This window comes from Rhodococcus sp. OK611 (genome assembly GCF_003050885.1).
GTDB lineage: Bacteria > Actinomycetota > Actinomycetes > Mycobacteriales > Mycobacteriaceae > Rhodococcus_G > Rhodococcus_G oryzae.
Genome location: NZ_QAOZ01000008.1, coordinates 232,548 through 249,173, shown reverse-complemented (window position 1 = coordinate 249,173; position 16,626 = coordinate 232,548). Strand labels below are relative to the sequence as shown.

Genomic DNA, 16,626 nt, shown 5'->3' with positions numbered 1-16,626 from the left:
GCTCGCCTATCCGAGGGGTTGGGCACCCCGCTGATCGAGCAGGGCCGTCATCAGCCCGGTCTCCGAGCCCTGTTCCAGAATCATGCTGCGCGCGGTTTGCTTGACCGGGCCTTCGTCGAGCAGATGGTCTGCGGCCTGGGCCATGGCGATCCCGCCGAGGTGGTGGCGTTGCATCAGTTGCAGGAACAGCGTTTCGGCGTCGCGGCCGCGGGCGGTGGCGAGGGCATCGAGCTCGGCGGTGGTGGCCATGCCGGGCATGAGCGCCGCCGGTTGGTCCGCCGGCGGGTCCGCGGGCGGGACTGTGGCGCGATGCGTATGGGCGCCGCCGGTTTCGTGGTCGGCGCCCATCCAGGCCATCGGCGCGGGGTTGGCGGCGGTGACGCCCGCGAGTCGGAGCCAGCCCATCAGAGTGCCGACCTCGATGCGCTGGGCGTCACCGATCTGCTGGGCGAGGCGCGCGACGCCCGGATCGATCCCGGGGTCCAGCCGCTGGACCATCATCAGCGCCTGCTGGTGATGCCCCGCCATATCCTGGATGAAGCCGATCTCGGTGTCGTTCAACACCGTTGTGGAGACCTGTGGTTCGTCGATGACGAGTGGGCGGAGCGCCGCGCCCAGAGCGAGGAAGAGTAGCGCCGCCGCCCCGAGCGCGGCGACCCGAATGCAGGTTGCCTTCGTCATGATCCGAGCGTGGACTTCTGGTTTGCGGGCGGGTCATAGACGTCGTTGTCGAGTTGCAGGGCCATGAATCCGTTGTCGGAGCAGGTGACCCAGAGCTGGGTGCCGCGCCACTGCGGCGGCGAGAAGCACCAGTCGGTGGTCAGGTCGCCGCCCGCGATCATCCCGGTGCGCGAGGTGAGCGCCTCGTCCATGTTGAACTTGCCCTGCTCCTTGGCCTGCATCGCGGCCGAGATGCTGAGCGCCGGGATTCCCAGGACCGACGCCAGCGCGTGCGGAGAGTTCCAGCGTTCGAGGTTGCGGCCCTTCATCGCGGGCGGGTTGTAGTAGGCGATCTCCCGCACGTCGAAGGGGTCACTGACATCGAACACCCGGATTCCCGAGGAGCTCCAGCCGCAGGCGAGGGCGGTCGGGTTGGTCGGCCGGTCCGCCGCGCAGTAGTGCGACTCATAGCCGAATGCCGAACCGCCGGAAGCGGACCCGATGGCCGAGTCCTGGTTCTCCGGGAGGTTGATCTCGAGCTTGATCGTATTGACGATCCGGGGGTTGGCGTCGTCGGAGACGTCGATCAGCTTCACCCCGCCGGAACCGCCCTCGTTTGGGGTGAACAGGTAGGGCGTGCCGTCGTAGGTGACCGGGACGCTGTGCTGCGTCGCCATGCCATCGGTCCAGGTCAGCTGAGCGAGCTGGGGGACCTGGGGATTGGGATCGCGGCGTTGCACCGCGCTGGTGTCGAGAACCGTGATGCCACCGCCGTTGTCCGACAGGTACATCCGGTTGCCGTCGGGGGTCATGCCGAACCCGTGGGCGGACTGGCCGATCAGGCCCTGCCAGATGACGTGTGGGTTGGCCGGGTCGGTGAGGTCGACGGCGCTGACCACACTCGGGGCGATTCCCGAAGACCAGTAGGTGTTGCCGTCGGGGGAGAAGCCGCCTTCGTGGGAGGTGATGGGCAGCGGCATCTGCAGGTTGGTGCCCGGGCCGGGGTTCAGCAGGCGCGGGTGGGCGCAATCGGAGATGTCGTACACCGAGAGCAGGCCGTTGCCGGTGAGCGCGGGGACGCCGGTGCCGACCAGGAGCTTGCGCTTCTCGTTGACCTTCAGGCTCTCCCAGGTGCCCGCGAGCATGGCGGGTTCGGTCAGGTTCGCGGTGGGGACGGGGTGGGCCGGGTCGGACACGTCCAGGACCTGTACGCCGGGAGAGGGGCCGAGCAGGTCGCCGGGGAAGATCGTGCCCAGGTAGGCGCAGTGGTCGTAGGAGGCCGAGACGATGCCTGCCCCACGCCCCGCGAATCCACCGAGTGCGGAGGCGTTGCAGCGGTATCCCTGAGTGCTGCGGCCGTTGTCGCGCTCGGCGGCGGGGACGTCGCCCTGCAGTCCGGTTTCCGGCAGTGAACCCGGGCCGCAGTCCGCGAGCGCTGCCGTGTTGGTGGCGACGGCGTGCTCCTCGAGCACCTTGCCGGGCGCGTCCGACTGGGGTGCGGCGGCGCCGCTGACCATGGGCAGCAACAGTGCCGCGGCAGCGGCGAGAGTGGCAGCTCGGCCGGCACGCACCACATTCCTGGAGTTCACGCTTTGTTTCCCCTCTAACCGGACACCGTTGTCCGGATGGTTCTGTAGTGTGCGTCACACCGGTCGTCGAGTCAAGCTTCGAATCACCGTTCAGTGCACTGCTCGCGGCGGCCGATGTCCGAAATGTTCACCTCCGTAGGGTGGTCGGCGTGAACACATCGCACCGAGTCAATCGAGGCCCCAAGGCCGCGGCGGGAAACCGTGCGGCGCTGGTCGATGCGGCGCGACGGGTGTTCGCCGAGAACGGCGTCGACGCGCCGCTGAGCCTGATCGCGCGCGCCGCCGGGGTCGGCCAGGGCAGCCTCTACCGCCATTTCCCGAACCGGGAGAGCATCATCCTGGCGGTGTTCGAGGACAACATCGCCGAGATCGAGGAACTGGCAGCCCGGCCGGAATCGACGCTCGACGAGGTCCTCGAGTTCATCGTCGAGCAGATCACCGCCTCAACGGCATTCGTCGCGATGCTCATCCCTGCCGGACTGGAGGACCCCCGGCTCGTCGAGGTCAGTGTGCGGTTCACCGACCTGCTGGTCGGGAAGGTCGAGGGTGCTCGCCGGGCCGGCGCCATCGCGCCTGAGGTGGAGGCGGCAGACGTGGTGTTGGCGCTGGCGATGTTCGCGCCCATCCTGCTCCAGAGCGACGAGGACTCCCGCCGTGACACGGCCGACCGGGCGTGGCGGTTGTTGCGGCGCGGGCTGGGGGCCAAACCGATCCGGTAGATCCTCAGCAATCCTGATGATCTTGGGCCGCATGTTCTTTCGGCCGTGCGCGCACGTGGGCCCGCTCGCCCTGCGGCCCGAACAGGTGGAGGATCTCGACCGCCTGATAGCCAGCCGGGCCGAACCAGTGCGGCTCGCTGGTGTCGAACTCGGCGACCTCCCCGGGACGCAACAGCACCTCGCGCTCGCCGAGGATCAGGCGCAGGTCACCCGCGAGGACATACAGCCACTCGTACCCGGCATGGGTGACCAGCTTTGGTGTGCACGGCCCGATCACCTGCTTGAAGACCTGAACCCGGCCCGGGTAGTTGGTCAGCGAGATGACGACGCTGCCGTTGCGGCGTCGCCGCGGTGTGAGGTGGACGCGCGGATCGCCGGTGGCCGGAGCCCCGACGAGCTGGTCGAGCGCCACCCGATGCACCCGGCCAAGGGGAACAAGAAGATCCAGGGTCGGGCGTCGCTTGCCCGACTCGAGCCGTGACAGCGCACTGACGGAGATGCCGGTCGCGGCGGAGAGCGTCTCGAGGGTCATGCCGCGATCGCGGCGGAGCGAGCGCAGTCGCGGTCCGACGTCGGCGAGCATCTGCTCCAGCTCGGTGTCCATGCCGCCCATCTTTGCAGTCCTCGCAAATTTCCTACCGGGTTCGAGGGATCGACTGCGACGATCCCCCCGACGAATGGGGATCGGCGCAGCGGGGGATCCGCGCGCGGTCCGGACGAACCGACCGGAGGAACTGATCGTGCGACCTCAGCCTGGAATCAGCACCACGAACCTGCCACCGCATCCGCGGCAGGACCCCTCGACGGGACCGGTCGACCCCGGGGGCAGCAGCGGCAGGAGGGGCTGGGTGGTGCTCGCCATCTGTTGCCTGAGCCTGTTCGTGGTCGGGCTGGACACGACGATGGTCAACGTGGCCCTGCCTGCGATCGGACAGGACCTGAACGTCGGCACATCCGGCCTCGAGTGGACGGTCAACGCCTACACACTGGTCCTGGCGAGCCTGCTGATCTCCTCCGGGGCGGTGGCCGATCGGGTAGGGCGACGACGGGTCTTCCAGCTCGGGCTGCTCGTATTCGGCGTCGCGTCCGCCGCGTGTGCCTTGGCGCCGTCCATCGGTCTCCTGATCGGGGCACGGGTCGTGCAGGGCGTCGGCGGGTCGATGCTCAGCCCGGTCGCGTTGGCGATCGTGGTCAATGTGATCACCGATCCCAGGGAGCGGGCCAGGGCGATCGGTGTGTGGGCGGCGGTCTTCGGCGTCAGCATGGCCGCGGGTCCCGTGACCGGTGGCGCGCTGGTCGAGAGCCTCGGCTGGCGATCGGTGTTCTGGATCAACGTGCCGGTGGTCGTGGCCGTCCTGCTGTTGACCGCGTTCTTCGTCCCGGAGTCGAGGGGCCAGCGGCCAAGAAGGCTCGACGTGCCCGGTCAGCTGCTGCTCATCGTCATGGTCGGCGGCACGGTGGCGATGCTCATCGAGGGCCCGCGAATCGGATGGGTCTCCCCCGTCGCGCTGATCGGATACGCGGTGGTCGCCGCCGCCACCGCAGGTTTCGTGTGGACCGAGTCCCGGCGGCGCGAACCCCTCATGGATCTCGGACTGTTCCGGCGAAAGCCGTTCACCGCAGCCGTTGTCGGCGCCGTCGTGGTGTTCGTGGCGTTGAACGCGACCTTGCTGCTCGGCACGCTCTACCTGCAGGATGCGCGGGGGATGAGCGCCTTCGCCGCGGGCGCCGTCACTCTGCCGATGGCCCTTGGCGCCACGGCCTGCGCGCCGCTGTCCGGGATCCTCGTCGGACGCGTAGGCGCTCGGCGCCCGCTGCTGATCGCCGGTACCTTCACCACCCTCGGTGGCCTCTGCCTGGTGTCCCTGGACCAAGACACCAGCATCCTGGTGTTGCTGTTGGCCTATCTGCTGCTCGGCATCGGGTTCGGATTCTCGAACGCCCCCATCACCAACACCGCGGTCAACGGCCTGCCCGCCGACCGTTCGGGGGTTGCGGGTGGGCTCACCTCGACTGCACGCCAATTCGGCGCCGCCCTCGGCGTTGCCCTCGCGGGCGGCGTCATCGCCACCGCCGCCCCCGCGGATCTCGCTCATGCCTCCCGGCCCGGCTGGATCCTCGTGGCCTGCTGCGGACTGCTGGTGCTCCTCGTCGCCCGGGTGTCGCCGACGGCAGGGAAGTCGAGCTGACCGACCCTGCGCCGGCCCGAACTCGGATCGCCGCGAAAAAAAGTTCGTGGCGGTGTCGATCCACGTCCTTCCCCGTTCGACCTATGGATGAGAGGGTCCGAGAGGGACCCGGACCACCGAGGGAGACAACGATGAAGTACATGCTGATCATGCGAGCCACCGACGAGGCCTTCGCGGGAATGATGAACACCGACTTCAACGAGATGCTCGAGACCGTCGGCAAGTACAACGACGAGATGATCAGGGCCGGGGTGCTGCTCGCCGCGGAGGGGCTCGACGATGCCGCCGAGGGTGTGGTCGTCGACCACTCCTCGGAGCAGCCCGTGGTCAGCGATGGTCCGTACGGCGAGACCAAGGAGCTGTTCGGCGGCTTCTACCTCCTCAACGTGGCGTCGAAGGAGGAGGCCATCGAGTGGGCGAAGCGGTCGCCGATCACCGGCCCCGGCTTCAAGACCGAGATCCGCAGGGTCCCTACGATCGACGAGTTCCCGCAGGACAACGAGTGGATCAAGAAGGAGCGGGCGTGGCGCGAGGCCACCGGCCAGCTCTGAGCGGATCGGCGGGCGAGGGTGGATCACACCGGGCGTGAGGCCGTCGCCGCCGTCTGGCGGATCGAGTCCGCGCGGATCGTCGGCGCGCTCGCGCGGTACACCGGCGACTTCGCGCTGGCCGAGGATCTCGCCCAGGAGGCGCTGGCCGAGGCGCTCGTGACCTGGCCGCGCGACGGCGAACCCCGCAACCCCGCAGGGTGGCTGCTCACCGTCGGCCGTCGCCGCGCGATCGACGCATTCCGCAGGCGCTCCGCCCTCGACGTCAGGTACGCCGCCCTTGCCAAGGACCTGGGCGAGGGCGGCGCCGTCTCGGGGAGCGCACCGGTCGACCCGACCCGGGACGCCGAGGACGTGCTGTGGGATCCGGACCAGATCGACGACGACGTGCTCGCGCTGATGTTCATCTCCTGCCACCCCGTGCTGTCGCGGGAGGCGAGGGTGGCGCTCACCCTGCGGGTGGTCGGCGGCCTGACCAGCGACGAGATCGCCAGCGCGTTCCTCGTCCCCACCGCGACCGTTCAGGCCCGGATCACCAGGGCGAAGAAGACCCTCGGGGCGGCTCGGGTGCCGTTCGAGGTGCCGTCGGCGCAGGAGCGCGCCGAGCGGCTCGGCTCGGTGCTCAGCGTGGTCTACCTGATCTTCACCGAGGGGTCCTCGGCCACCTTCGGTGGCGACCTGATCCGTTTCGACCTCGCGAGCGAGGCGCAGCGGCTCGCGCGGGTGTTGGCCAGGCTGGTGCCGAACGAGCCGGAGGCCCAGGGCCTGCTGGCGCTGCTCGAGCTGACCGCGGCACGCTTTCCCGCCCGCACCGGGTCAGACGGCGAGCCGGTGCTGCTCGAAGACCAGGACCGCCGCCGCTGGGACCGCGCCGCGATCCGTCGGGGACGCGCCGCCCTGGCGAGGGCGGAGCGGGTCGGCAGGGGACTGGGCGCCTACGGTCTGCAGGCGGCGATCGCCGAATGTCATTCCGTCGCAGCATCGGTCGACGCGACGGACTGGGAGCGCATCGTGCTCATCTACGAGGCGCTGGGCAGGCTCTCTCCGTCGCCGGTGGTCGAGCTCAACCGCGCGGTGGCTGTCTCGATGGCCCAGGGCCCCGCCGCGGCGCTGCCGATCGTTGACGAGTTGGCAGCGGCCGGGGCGCTGTCGACCTCGCACCTGCTGCCGACCGTTCGAGGCGAGCTGCTCACCAGACTGGGACGCGCCGAGGAGGCACGCACCGAGCTCCAGCTCGCAGTTCGGTTGTGCGGCAATGCGCGCGAGCGGGCGGTGCTCGAACGCAAGCTCGCCGGCCTCGGCTGACGGCTCGGCCTCCACGTGTCCGGGTTGGCCGGATTGTCGTGATTTACTCGTAAGAGCGAGAGCTACAGCCTCCCGGAGCGAGCGCACCCGTCACCGAGTGACCGATCGCGACCCGCGGTGACGACAATTTAGAACCGCACAATGGTTCTGTGAAACCGGCTAGCGGTCTACTGTGAGGTGATGGCCGAAGCGGGACTGGCGGCGGACAAAGTGGACGGCGGGGTGCGCAGCATCGCCCGGGCGGTCGACGTGCTCCGGTTGTTCGACCTCGATCATCCGCGCCGCACGCTGCGCGAGATCGTGGCGCTGACCGGCCTGCCGAAGACCACCGCGGTGCGGGTCTTGGCCACCCTGGACGGACTCGGTCTGATCGTCGATCTAGGCGACTCCAGCTGCAGCCTGGGCGCGGGTTTCCTGCGCTGGGTCGATCTCGCGGGGTCGCTGTGGGAAGTCGGTGCGGACGCGCGGCGCGTCATGACCCGTCTCGTCGACATGTGCGGTGAAACGGTCAACGTATACATCCGCCGGGACCTCAGCCGGGTCTCGATCGCGCAGGTCGAGGGAACCGCAACCGTGCGCAGCGTGGTGAAGACCGGCGTCCCGTACCCCCTCGAGTCAGGGGCTGCCGCGAAGGTCCTCCTCGGCGGAGCGTCCGAGTCGGTCCTGCGTCACCTCGTCGGGCGCCCGGACCGCGATCTCGACTCGCTTCGCCGCGAAGTGCTCGGCATCAGACAGGCCGGATACGCGGTGACCCACGGCGAGCGTGAACTGGGCGCCTCGGCCGTCGCGGCGCCCATCCTGTCTGCCGACGGACGCGTGCTGGCGGCGCTGTCCATCGGTGGTCCCACCTCCCGATTCACCGCCGATCGGGTGGGGCGCTATGTCGACGCGGTCACCGAGTCCGCGGCGGAGATCAGCAGCATCGGTCTGGGAAGTGTGGAGGCGTTCCTGTGAACGAAGAGCACGAACACGACATCGACGGCGGGGGCTCGGACGCGAGCGTCGGACTGCTCGCGGGCATCCGCGTCCTGGACATGACGAACGTCCTCGCAGGCCCGTTCGCCGGTTATCAACTCGCGCTCATGGGCGCCGACGTCATCAAGATCGAGACACCAGGGACCGGTGATCTCGCCCGCCAGCTCGGCGACAGCGCCGAGCTGAGCAGCGAGCGTCTCGGGACCTCCTTCCTGGCGCAGAACTCCGGAAAGCGTTCTGTCACGGTCAACCTCAAGACCGCAGGCGGCAAGGAGGTGTTCGAGAGGCTGGTGACGCGAGCGGACGTCCTGATCGAGAACTTCCGACCCGGTGTGCTCGAACGACTCGGATTCGGTTGGGGCCGGTTACGTTCCATCAATCCCCGTCTTGTGTACTGCGCCGTCTCCGGATTCGGCGCCGACGGACCCATGCGGACCAGGCCCGCCTACGACCAGGTCGTCCAGGGGCTGTCCGGGATCATGTCGGTCACCGGCACTCGCGACACCGCGCCACTGCGGGTCGGGTACCCGGTGTGCGACAGCTTCGGTGGGCTCGCCGCGGCCTTCGCCGTGTCCTCGGCGCTGGTGCGTCAACAGCGCACCGGGCAGGGCGCCTACCTCGACACCTCGATGCTCGACGCCGCCCTCACCTCGATGGGATGGGTGGTCTCCGATCACCTCATCGCAGGCCGCGAACCGACTCCGATGGGTAACGAGAACATCACCTCGGCGCCGTCCGGCACCTTCCGCACCGCCGACGGAGCCCTCAACATCGCCGCGAACAAGCAGGAACAGTTCGAGATCCTGTGCCGAATCCTCGACCGTCTCGAGCTTGTCGACGATCCGCGCTTCGCCACCCGCGAGGACCGCAAGCTCAACAGGGACGTGCTGCGCGAGGAGCTCGAGACATCGCTCAAGGCCAAGTCGGCCGCGGAATGGGACGAGATCTTCCTGGGCGCCGGAGTCCCCGCAGCCCCGGTGGTGTCGGTACCCCAGGCCCTGTGTTCGGAGCAGGTCGCCCGTCGCGGCCTGGTTGCGACCGTCGAGTCGCCTGCTGCCTGCGGCGGCACCCTGCAGGTCCTCGGGCTTCCCACACATGTCGACGGACATCCGGTGTCACCCTCCTCTCCGGCGCCGAGGCTGGGCGAGCACACCGACGAGATCCTTGCCGAGATCGGCTACGGTCGGTCCGAGATCGTCCGTCTCCGTGAGGATCACGCGATATGAGCGCCGCGCGCGATGACGCGCTGTCCCGCACCGGCACCCGTGATGTCGTCGACTGGTGGTCCACCGCGATCAGCGACATCGAGCCGGGCGTCATCCGTCTGCGTGGGTACCCCATCGAGCAGCTCATCGACGGGATCGGATTCGTCGAGATGATCTGGCTCATGGTGCGCGGCGACCTACCGACGCGTGCGCAGGCGTCGCTGCTGGAGAAGGCGCTGGTGTCCGCGGTCGACCATGGTCCGCAGGCGCCGTCGATCGCTGCGGCCCGCATGGCCGCGACCTGCGGGGTCGGCCTGCACGGCGCCATCTCCACGGGAGTGGGCCTGCTCGGCGACGACCACGGCGGCGCCGGGCAGCAATGCGTGGAGGTCCTCGGTGGTATCCGCCGAGCCACCCTCGAAGGTGCGGGCCTGGGGCAGGCGGTGCGGCGTTCCCTCGACGAGTTCGCGTCCGACCGCCGCTACGTGCCCGGTTTCGGGCACCGCTTCCACCCACGAGACCCCAGGCGTGACCCCCTGCTCGCCGCGGTGCGGCGTCATGTCGAGCTCGGCACGGTCTCCGGGGAGCATCTCGTCGTCGCCGAGGAGATCGAACGGCAACTCGCGCAACGTCATGACCGCCCGGTGCCGATGAACATCGACGGCGCCACCGCGGTCATCTACGCGGAGCTCGGGTTCGCGCCGGAGCTGGCCCGCGGCCTGTTCATCCTGTCCCGATCGGTCGGGATCCTCGCGCACTCCTGGGAAGAGCGCGAGGGCGGTCGCCGCATCAAGGGGCCGCTGCCGCCGCCGCTGCTCGCCGCCTATGTCGGGCCTGGTGAACGGGCGGTGCCCCTCGGCGAGAATGCCGAGCACCCCGCTGGCTAGCCTGGGTGGGTGGCCGGAAACTCAAGCTTTCGAATCACTCGCCTGAGAACGTTGATCGAGCATCCACGAACCGGCGCCGGCGAACGAGCCGCGGCGCAGCGGATGCTCGACCGGATCCTGACGAAGTTCGTCAAGGACGGCGCCGGCGACCGCACGCACGGTGCGCGGCACGATCGAGTCGGCCGGCATGCGGGTCTCTCGCACATCGCGGACGCGATCCGCGACGACATCGCCTTTGCGCGAGTGGTCTTCGCGACAGCTACTGCGCCGGGGCAGCTGGCCGTGCACGATCCGATCCGCGATGCCCCTCCCGGGATCTCCTACCTCGTCGAGACGCCGCACGATGCCGGCGTCGTCATCACGATCGACGACGTCCCCCGGGAGTGGGGGTGGGTGTCCGAGGACGGCATCGAGACCGTCAGCCCGGCGTTGCGGGCGCTCGCCGACGAGTTGGCCGAGATCATGAAGGGCTACAACCGCGGTGGTGCGGACGCCGAGCAGCGGTTCTTCGCAAGTGTTCGCGTCGACGGCGAGACGCTGGTGTGGGGGTCACCGGGCTGCTGACGTTGCCACGGCGTGGGGGGACCGACTGATTCCGACGGCGCGCCTAGGCGGGTGTCTGGCCGGAGCCCCAGCCCTGTCGGTGTAGCCGCTCGACACCGTCGAGCAGGAGGTCGATGGTGAACTCGAACTCGAACTGGTCGTCGCAGCCCGTGCCCACCACCGAATGCTCGTCGTGCGGGTGGCTGGCGGCGACCGCCGCGATATGGGGGTAGGCCTCGGCCAGCTGCGCGGCGGCGGCCGCGGGGACTTCTTGATCGGCGGGTTCGTCGAAGAGCTCCTGGGTGAACCCGAAGATGCGGCTCCCCAGTGCGTGCATCACGTGATGGGTGAGGTCGACGGACAGGCCGCCGGCGGTGAAGGTCGCGATGGTGGAGTCCATGTAGGCCAGCACCGCCGGGGTCGGGGCGGTCCTCGATTCCATGACGCGTCGCGCCCACGGGTGCCGGAGCAGCATCGCGCGCGCGGACAGGATGCGGGATCGGATCGCGTTCCGCCACGGCAGGTTTGGGTCCGGGACATCGATCTCGGTCACGACGGTGTCCACCATCGCGTCGAGGAGCTCGTCCTTGTTGGACACGTGCTTGTAGAGCGCCATCGGGACCACTCCCAGCTCCTGCGAGAGCCGGCGCATGTTCACCGCCTCGATCCCGTCCGAGTCGGCCAGGGCAATGGCGGTGGCCAGCACGCGATCTCGGTTCAGGGGCGTGCGGCGGGTCTCCGCCTTGCTGCGGGCCATCGGCTCCGTCCTCTCCTGCGTGCCACCCGCCATCGGTTGACAGGTGTACTTCGTACACCTTAGCGTTCTGGCCGATGGTGTACTACGTACACCTCTGGACTCAAGGGAGTGGCGCAATGACCTCAGCAAGAAGGACCGCAATGGCCGCCGGTGTGTTGTTCCTGGTCACCGAGGTCTCGGCGATCGCGGGGCTAGCCCTCTATCAGCCGGCGCTCTCGGATCCCGGCTATGTCGGCGGCGCCGGTGCCGACGGCCGGGTGCTGCTGGGCGCCCTCTGTGAACTCATCCTGATCGCAGCCATCATCGGCACGGCCGTCACGCTGTATCCGGTCATCCGCAGGCAGGGCGAGGGAATGGCCCTCGGTCACGTCGCCGGCCGGATCCTCGAGGCCGCGATCATCACAATCGGCATCGTCAGTGTGCTGGCGCTGGTGACCCTGCGGCGGGACGGCGCGGCCGCGGGCGCGGGCGAGGGCGCGCTCGTCGCGGTTGGGCAGGCGCTGGTCGCAATCCATGACTGGACGTTCCTGCTCGGCCCGAGCGTGGTGCTGGGCATGAACACCCTGTTGCTGGCCTACCTGGTGTACCGGTCCGAGCTCGCGCCCCGGCCCATCGCCGTGCTCGGGCTCGTCGGTGGCCCGCTCGTCACCGCCTCCGCGATTGCCGTGCTGTTCGGGCTCTACGGCCCTGCGGCCCATGCGATCTCCGCGCTGCCGGTGTTCGCGTGGGAGGTCAGCTTTGCCGTCTATCTGATCACCAAGGGCTTCAAGTCTGTTCCCGTCCGCGACCGCGCCGTTGGCTCGGGCGGCATGCGTCTCGAGCCGTTGGCAGTGTGAGTTCCGTGCCGTTGGCGATGGACCGATGGTCCGGCGGCCGGCTGCAAATAGTTAACTATTGGCATTGCCAATCATTGGCTGGCATGTGTACCGTCGCTTTCGGCATACCAAACGTCGGGCATGAGGCGACTGCTCAGTCGGGCAGGTAGGACTGACGCGGTCGCGGCCCTCGAGTGAAGGAGTCGGGCGCATGATTCAAGAGCTGTCCTACATCGGCATCGGTTCGCCCCGGTCCGAGGAATGGCGGACCTACGGGACGGAGCTCCTCGGAGGGATGCTTGCTCCGGACGGGGCAGACGGCGCCGTTCGTCTCGCAGTTGACGACATCAACTACCGGATTGCGATCCACCCTGGCGAGGAGGATGAGTTCCGTTACGCAGGATGGGGAATGGCGAATGAGACAGATCTGCACGCATTCGTAAACCACCTCGAATCGCATGGGGTGGTGGTCCATACCGGTGATCCCGAACTCTTGGCAGAGCGAGAGGTTGCCGAGCTGGCATGGTTCGAAGACCCCTGGGGGATTCGGCATGAGCTGACGTGGGGAAAGGTGGCAACGCCCCTGTCGTTCTCGACTGGCCGGACGATGCGCGGGGGATTCGTCACGGGCGATCAGGGGCTCGGGCATGTTGTGTTTCAGGTTCCGGACATCGAGAAGGCCAATGAGTTTTATGTCGATGTTCTCGGTTTCCGGCTTTCGGATCGGATCACGACCAAGTATTTCAGCGTGCGCTTCTATCACATCAACGGTCGCCATCACTCGCTCGCGTTGTCGGAGTTCCCTGGTCACGTTGGGTTCAATCATCTGATGCTCGAAGTCGAGCATATGGATGACCTTGGCCGTCTGATCGACCTACTCGACACTTACGACACCGACGTGATGCAGTCCCTTGGCAGGCACACCAACGACCTCATGACCTCTGTCTACATCGGGAGCCCATCGGGATTGCAGATCGAGTATGGATTTGGGGGGTTGACGGTCGACGACTTGAGTTGGGTTGCTAGGACTTACGGCAGGCCCAGCTATTGGGGGCACAAGCTCTCTGATGTCGCGAAGTCTCGCCTGCCGGGAATCGTCAAGCCCATCCCTGCTGGTGTCTAGCGGCAATGACGTTCGGCATGCCCGATGTCCACGCCGAGCGTCCAACGTCGCCAAACTCTGCGGTGCACGGAGCTATCGTGCGGCGCTGACCTCGGCGGCCGCGTCATAGATTCGAGCGGAGAGCTTGTCGAGGAACGTTCGATCCCGGGCGGTCAGGGAAGCGAATATGGTTGCTTCCACCTCGTCCAGTGCGTTGTCCGCCTCAATCAGCTTGGTGCGGCCGGCTTTGGTGATTGTCACGATCTGGCGGCGCCGGTCAGCGGGATCGCGCTCCCGAACGATGAACTGGCTCTGTTGCAGGCCGTCGAGATAGGACACGATGTCGCCCGGGTCGATTACGACGCGAAGTGCGAGTTCCTTTTGGTGTGAAGGGCCGAGTTCGTGCAGCGTGCTGAGGATAGCGTGCTGGTTCGGCAGCAACCCAGTGCCTGCCAATGTGTCGGCATAGCATTGGCGAACCCGTAAAGCCGCTCTAACCAGCACGTACCCTGGCCGACTCGAAAGCTGGGGTGTGCTGGAGTGGTCAGACGAACTCATGCAGGCATTATAGGGATGTCAAGTATTGGCGTAGCCAATAATTGGTTGACCTGTTGATGGGCGGGGTGGCATGGGGGCGGTAGGCGATGGAGCGTGCGTCGGCCGCCGGCCGTCGAGTGTTGCAGGCCAGGTTCCGGCAGTCGATGAGCCAACCTGAAGCACCCCATGCGGTTACGCGGGAACGAGCTGATATTCCGTTGCTTCCCGTGACGGTGCACTACTCGGTGGATGTGGTGTCACGGGCGCCTGTGTAGATGGAGAGCCGTAGCCCGTCGTCGGGTAGGTGCAGCGTCTCGAAGTCGAAGGTGACTGATCCGAGATCTGGATGGTCGAATGACTTGGTTGTGTGCCGTCGTGGGCCGACGGCATGGTCCCTCCAGAGCCGATGGAATGTCGGGTCGGCTGACTCGAGATCTTTCACCAGTTCGCGCAAGTGGGGGTCGGACGGGCAGTGAGCGTTCATGGTCCGTAATTGCGCGACGCTGGAGCGTGCGGTGGATTCCCAATCGCGGAACAGCGTGCGGGCTGCCGGGTGAGTGAAATGTAGCGGACGGTGTTGCGTCGGTTCGGTTGCCACAGGACGATTCCGTGGAACAGAGACAGGCCTTCGGGGTTCGCGGCGATCATGTCGCTGACCCGGTTGAGGACGTATGCCGGCGAAGGCCGCAACGCTGTCAGGATCGCATCGATGGCGGGACGCACTGAGGGGGCGGGCGCCGGGGGTGTGGTTGCTCGTGGTTCGGCGGCGTGCGCTGCCAAGCGGTGCAGGTGGCATTTGTCGTCGGTGCTCAGCCGTAGTGCCCGGGCGAGACTCTCCAGCACGGCGTGCCCGGGTCGACGTTCCCGGCCCTGCTCGAGGCGCGTGTAGTAATCGAAACTGACGCCCGCGATCGTTGCCAACTCCTCACGTCGCAGCCCAGGAGTGCGGCGCAGGCCTGGCCCCACAGACAGTCCGACGTCGGCCGGCAGAACGAGTGATCGCCGCGATCGGAGGAAGGCGCCGAGAGGCCCAGATGTGCTCACGCACCGAATTCTGCCAAGTCCAGCGACAGATGAAGGTCGCTGTCCCTGGCCGTGTCACTGCTAGGAAGGCCACGGTCTTCAACATCATCGCGTGAGGTTCAAGACTCGGGTGCGTAGGAACGCCATCGATGAACTTGGAGGTTTTGTTGACGACCACGAATAGCGCACCGCGCCGATGGAAGGTGTGGCTGCTGACGGTGTGTGGCATCTACCCGATTCTGGCCGTGCTCGGGACTGTCCTGACGCCCCTCATGGATGGTGCGCCGATGCCGGTGCGGTTGGCCGTGAGCGTGTCGTTTGCGGTCGCTTCCATGGTGTGGGTCATCAACCCGTTCACCGCCCGATATCTGAGTGGGTGGCTGTGCCGTTGACGCCACGCGGTGCCTTGAACCGGTATCCGGAAATGGCGGAATGCGAGCGCAGGGCTGCCCGCCGCACGCTGTCTCTGTTCTCATGCGTGATTGATCGGTCTATGATTCAGTAATGTGAATCATTTACTGCTGCGATCGGAGTTGCGATGGACCTGTTGATGGCCGGGGTGACCGGCGGCACGGGGAAGCTGGCGTTGGACCGGGCGCTGGACGCCGGGCATCAAGTGGTGGCGGTCGCCCGTAGGCCGGAGGCGGTGGCGGCCCGGCCGGGGCTGCGGGTGATCGGGGGCGACGTGCTGCAGGGCGGGCGGTGGCAATCGGAGGTCGGCGACTGCCGGGCCGTCCTGTCCTGCCTGGGCAGCACGGATCGCAGGCATCCGACCACCGTCTACTCGCAGGGAACCGCGAACCTGTTGGCGGCGCTGGACGGCGGGCCGGAGCGGCGGCTCGTCTGTCTGTCCTCGGCGGGCCTGGAGATCGCACCCGACACCCCGTGGGCCCAGCGGATGGTGACCCGGCTGGTGATCCAGCCGCGGTTCCGGCACGGCTACGCCGACATGGCCCGGATGGAGGAGTTCGTCTCGGCGCAGGACGTGCGGTGGACCATCGTCCGGCCGCCGATGCTGACCGACGCAGCCTCGACGGGTGAGGCCCGCGCGGCGGTGAATCGGCACCTGGACAAGCCGCGGTCGATCAGCCGCGCCGCCCTGGCCGACTATGCGGTGCGGATCCTGGAAGACCCCACGACCTGGAAGGGCACGGTCGAGGTCTCGGCCTGACCGAAACGTCGGCCCTGCGCCGCGCGACGCTTTCCGTTGCGCGGCGCAGGCGGGTGGGGCCGGCGCGGGCCGCTCAGGACTGGGCGCGATAGCCGGGGTGCACGTCCGGCTCGATGCCGTGACTGGTGGCCACCTTCGCCAGCAACTCGCCGAGGGTGCGTCGCTCCTCGGCCGACAGCGCCGCGACCAGGTCAGCCTCGTGTGCCTCGCCGATCTCGCGCATCTGCGCCATCACCGCGCGGCCGCCCACCGACAGGTGCAGTTCGTAGTTGCGACGATCCCGGGCGCTGCGTTGACGCTCCACCAGCCCCTTGGCCTGCAGTCCGTCCACCAGCGCCACCACCCGACTCGGCACCACGCCGAGCTTGGTCGCCAGCGCCTGTTGGCTCATTCCCGGATCGGTCGCGATCAGCCGCAGCAGGCCGACGTCGCTGGGCTGCAACTCCAGTGCGGACAGTCGCTCCGCGAATCGGGCGGTGGCGTACATGCCGAGCTGGGACAACAGGAAGCTCACCCGCTGCGCGGGCGGTCGGAACGGCTGCGCCGCGGGGTCGGTGGCCATGCCCGCACCATACCATTGACACGTAATCATTCTGTGCTA

General features: G+C 67.8%; 18 protein-coding genes and 1 pseudogene. 12 read left to right on the top strand and 7 right to left on the bottom strand.

All coding sequences use genetic code 11. From position 1 onward, the window contains the following. Window positions 1-6 precede the first annotated feature (6 nt). Window positions 7-681 (bottom strand): DUF305 domain-containing protein, encoded by a 675-nt coding sequence (locus tag C8K38_RS12565; protein WP_097211773.1) that lies wholly within the window; start codon window positions 679-681, stop codon window positions 7-9. Then, window positions 678-2,177: an LVIVD repeat-containing protein gene (locus C8K38_RS12560; protein WP_245222156.1), complete on the bottom strand. Its 1,500-nt coding sequence runs from the start codon at window positions 2,175-2,177 to the stop codon at window positions 678-680. Before C8K38_RS12560 ends, C8K38_RS12565 begins: the two co-directional genes overlap by 4 nt. Window positions 2,178-2,398: 221 nt before the next feature. Here C8K38_RS12560 and C8K38_RS12555 point away from each other — a divergent pair, with 221 nt between their 5' ends. After that, window positions 2,399-2,968 carry a TetR/AcrR family transcriptional regulator gene (locus C8K38_RS12555; protein WP_097211823.1) on the top strand — a complete coding sequence of 190 codons (570 nt, stop codon included), beginning with the start codon at window positions 2,399-2,401 and terminating at the stop codon, window positions 2,966-2,968. Between the two features lie 4 nt (window positions 2,969-2,972). Here C8K38_RS12555 and C8K38_RS12550 read toward each other — a convergent pair whose 3' ends face one another. Next, a complete protein-coding gene (locus tag C8K38_RS12550) occupies window positions 2,973-3,572 on the bottom strand; it encodes a helix-turn-helix domain-containing protein (protein ID WP_097211822.1) in 600 nt (199 codons plus the stop codon). Window positions 3,573-3,708: 136 nt separating this feature from the next. On the opposite strand from C8K38_RS12550, the gene C8K38_RS12545 reads away from it, so the two are divergent. From C8K38_RS12545 to C8K38_RS12515, 7 genes are all read left to right on the top strand, one after another. Then, window positions 3,709-5,157, top strand: a complete 1,449-nt coding sequence (locus C8K38_RS12545) for an MFS transporter (protein WP_257017473.1) — start codon at window positions 3,709-3,711, stop codon at window positions 5,155-5,157. Window positions 5,158-5,288: 131 nt separating this feature from the next. Further along, entirely contained in the window at window positions 5,289-5,708 is a 420-nt protein-coding gene (locus tag C8K38_RS12540) for a YciI family protein (protein WP_097211770.1), read from the top strand. Window positions 5,709-5,726: 18 nt separating this feature from the next. Beyond that, entirely contained in the window at window positions 5,727-7,010 is a 1,284-nt protein-coding gene (locus tag C8K38_RS12535; protein ID WP_097211769.1) for an RNA polymerase sigma factor, read from the top strand. A gap of 180 nt (window positions 7,011-7,190) precedes the next feature. Beyond that, a complete protein-coding gene (locus C8K38_RS12530; RefSeq protein WP_097211768.1) occupies window positions 7,191-7,964 on the top strand; it encodes an IclR family transcriptional regulator in 774 nt (257 codons plus the stop codon). Next, entirely contained in the window at window positions 7,961-9,211 is a 1,251-nt protein-coding gene (locus C8K38_RS12525; RefSeq protein ID WP_257017472.1) for a CaiB/BaiF CoA transferase family protein, read from the top strand. Before C8K38_RS12530 ends, C8K38_RS12525 begins: the two co-directional genes overlap by 4 nt. Then, the gene (locus C8K38_RS12520) at window positions 9,208-10,077 is read left to right on the top strand and encodes a citryl-CoA lyase (RefSeq protein ID WP_097211767.1); all 870 of its coding nucleotides are present in this window, start codon (window positions 9,208-9,210) and stop codon (window positions 10,075-10,077) included. The genes C8K38_RS12525 and C8K38_RS12520 overlap by 4 nt, the downstream gene beginning before the upstream one ends. A 51-nt stretch (window positions 10,078-10,128) precedes the next feature. Beyond that, on the top strand, window positions 10,129-10,641 hold the full coding sequence (locus tag C8K38_RS12515) for a hypothetical protein (RefSeq protein ID WP_245221123.1): 513 nt from the start codon (window positions 10,129-10,131) through the stop codon (window positions 10,639-10,641). Between the two features lie 43 nt (window positions 10,642-10,684). On the opposite strand, the gene C8K38_RS12510 is transcribed toward C8K38_RS12515, so the two are convergent. Next, on the bottom strand, window positions 10,685-11,377 hold the full coding sequence (locus C8K38_RS12510; RefSeq protein ID WP_097211820.1) for a TetR/AcrR family transcriptional regulator: 693 nt from the start codon (window positions 11,375-11,377) through the stop codon (window positions 10,685-10,687). Window positions 11,378-11,493: 116 nt separating this feature from the next. Here C8K38_RS12510 and C8K38_RS12505 point away from each other — a divergent pair, with 116 nt between their 5' ends. Beyond that, window positions 11,494-12,213 (top strand): DUF4386 domain-containing protein, encoded by a 720-nt coding sequence (locus C8K38_RS12505; protein ID WP_097211765.1) that lies wholly within the window; start codon window positions 11,494-11,496, stop codon window positions 12,211-12,213. Window positions 12,214-12,403: 190 nt separating this feature from the next. Then, window positions 12,404-13,315, top strand: a complete 912-nt coding sequence (locus C8K38_RS12500) for a VOC family protein (RefSeq protein WP_097211764.1) — start codon at window positions 12,404-12,406, stop codon at window positions 13,313-13,315. Between the two features lie 72 nt (window positions 13,316-13,387). On the opposite strand, the gene C8K38_RS12495 is transcribed toward C8K38_RS12500, so the two are convergent. Further along, on the bottom strand, window positions 13,388-13,852 hold the full coding sequence (locus C8K38_RS12495) for a MarR family winged helix-turn-helix transcriptional regulator (protein ID WP_097211763.1): 465 nt from the start codon (window positions 13,850-13,852) through the stop codon (window positions 13,388-13,390). 217 nt (window positions 13,853-14,069) lie between these two features. Next, window positions 14,070-14,875, bottom strand: a pseudogene (locus C8K38_RS28085) (helix-turn-helix domain-containing protein). Between the two features lie 146 nt (window positions 14,876-15,021). On the opposite strand from C8K38_RS28085, the gene C8K38_RS12485 reads away from it, so the two are divergent. Continuing rightward, window positions 15,022-15,246 (top strand): hypothetical protein, encoded by a 225-nt coding sequence (locus tag C8K38_RS12485; protein WP_143548452.1) that lies wholly within the window; start codon window positions 15,022-15,024, stop codon window positions 15,244-15,246. A 146-nt stretch (window positions 15,247-15,392) separates the two neighbouring features. Next, the gene (locus tag C8K38_RS12480; protein ID WP_097211760.1) at window positions 15,393-16,025 is read left to right on the top strand and encodes an NAD(P)-dependent oxidoreductase; all 633 of its coding nucleotides are present in this window, start codon (window positions 15,393-15,395) and stop codon (window positions 16,023-16,025) included. Window positions 16,026-16,098: 73 nt separating this feature from the next. Here C8K38_RS12480 and C8K38_RS12475 read toward each other — a convergent pair whose 3' ends face one another. Beyond that, entirely contained in the window at window positions 16,099-16,587 is a 489-nt protein-coding gene (locus C8K38_RS12475; RefSeq protein ID WP_097211759.1) for a MarR family winged helix-turn-helix transcriptional regulator, read from the bottom strand. Between the last annotated feature and the right edge of the window lie 39 nt (window positions 16,588-16,626).

Coding starts and splice junctions, on each gene's coding strand:
- C8K38_RS12540 (WP_097211770.1), top strand. CDS start 5,289: ATGAAGTACATGCTGATCATGCGAGCCACCGACGAGGCCTTCGCGGGA.
- C8K38_RS12495 (WP_097211763.1), bottom strand. CDS start 13,852: ATGAGTTCGTCTGACCACTCCAGCACACCCCAGCTTTCGAGTCGGCCA.
- C8K38_RS12565 (WP_097211773.1), bottom strand. CDS start 681: ATGACGAAGGCAACCTGCATTCGGGTCGCCGCGCTCGGGGCGGCGGCG.
- C8K38_RS12530 (WP_097211768.1), top strand. CDS start 7,191: ATGGCCGAAGCGGGACTGGCGGCGGACAAAGTGGACGGCGGGGTGCGC.
- C8K38_RS12475 (WP_097211759.1), bottom strand. CDS start 16,587: ATGGCCACCGACCCCGCGGCGCAGCCGTTCCGACCGCCCGCGCAGCGG.
- C8K38_RS12480 (WP_097211760.1), top strand. CDS start 15,393: ATGGACCTGTTGATGGCCGGGGTGACCGGCGGCACGGGGAAGCTGGCG.
- C8K38_RS12550 (WP_097211822.1), bottom strand. CDS start 3,572: ATGGACACCGAGCTGGAGCAGATGCTCGCCGACGTCGGACCGCGACTG.
- C8K38_RS12510 (WP_097211820.1), bottom strand. CDS start 11,377: ATGGCCCGCAGCAAGGCGGAGACCCGCCGCACGCCCCTGAACCGAGAT.
- C8K38_RS12560 (WP_245222156.1), bottom strand. CDS start 2,177: ATGGTCAGCGGCGCCGCCGCACCCCAGTCGGACGCGCCCGGCAAGGTG.
- C8K38_RS12505 (WP_097211765.1), top strand. CDS start 11,494: ATGACCTCAGCAAGAAGGACCGCAATGGCCGCCGGTGTGTTGTTCCTG.
- C8K38_RS12500 (WP_097211764.1), top strand. CDS start 12,404: ATGATTCAAGAGCTGTCCTACATCGGCATCGGTTCGCCCCGGTCCGAG.
- C8K38_RS12520 (WP_097211767.1), top strand. CDS start 9,208: ATGAGCGCCGCGCGCGATGACGCGCTGTCCCGCACCGGCACCCGTGAT.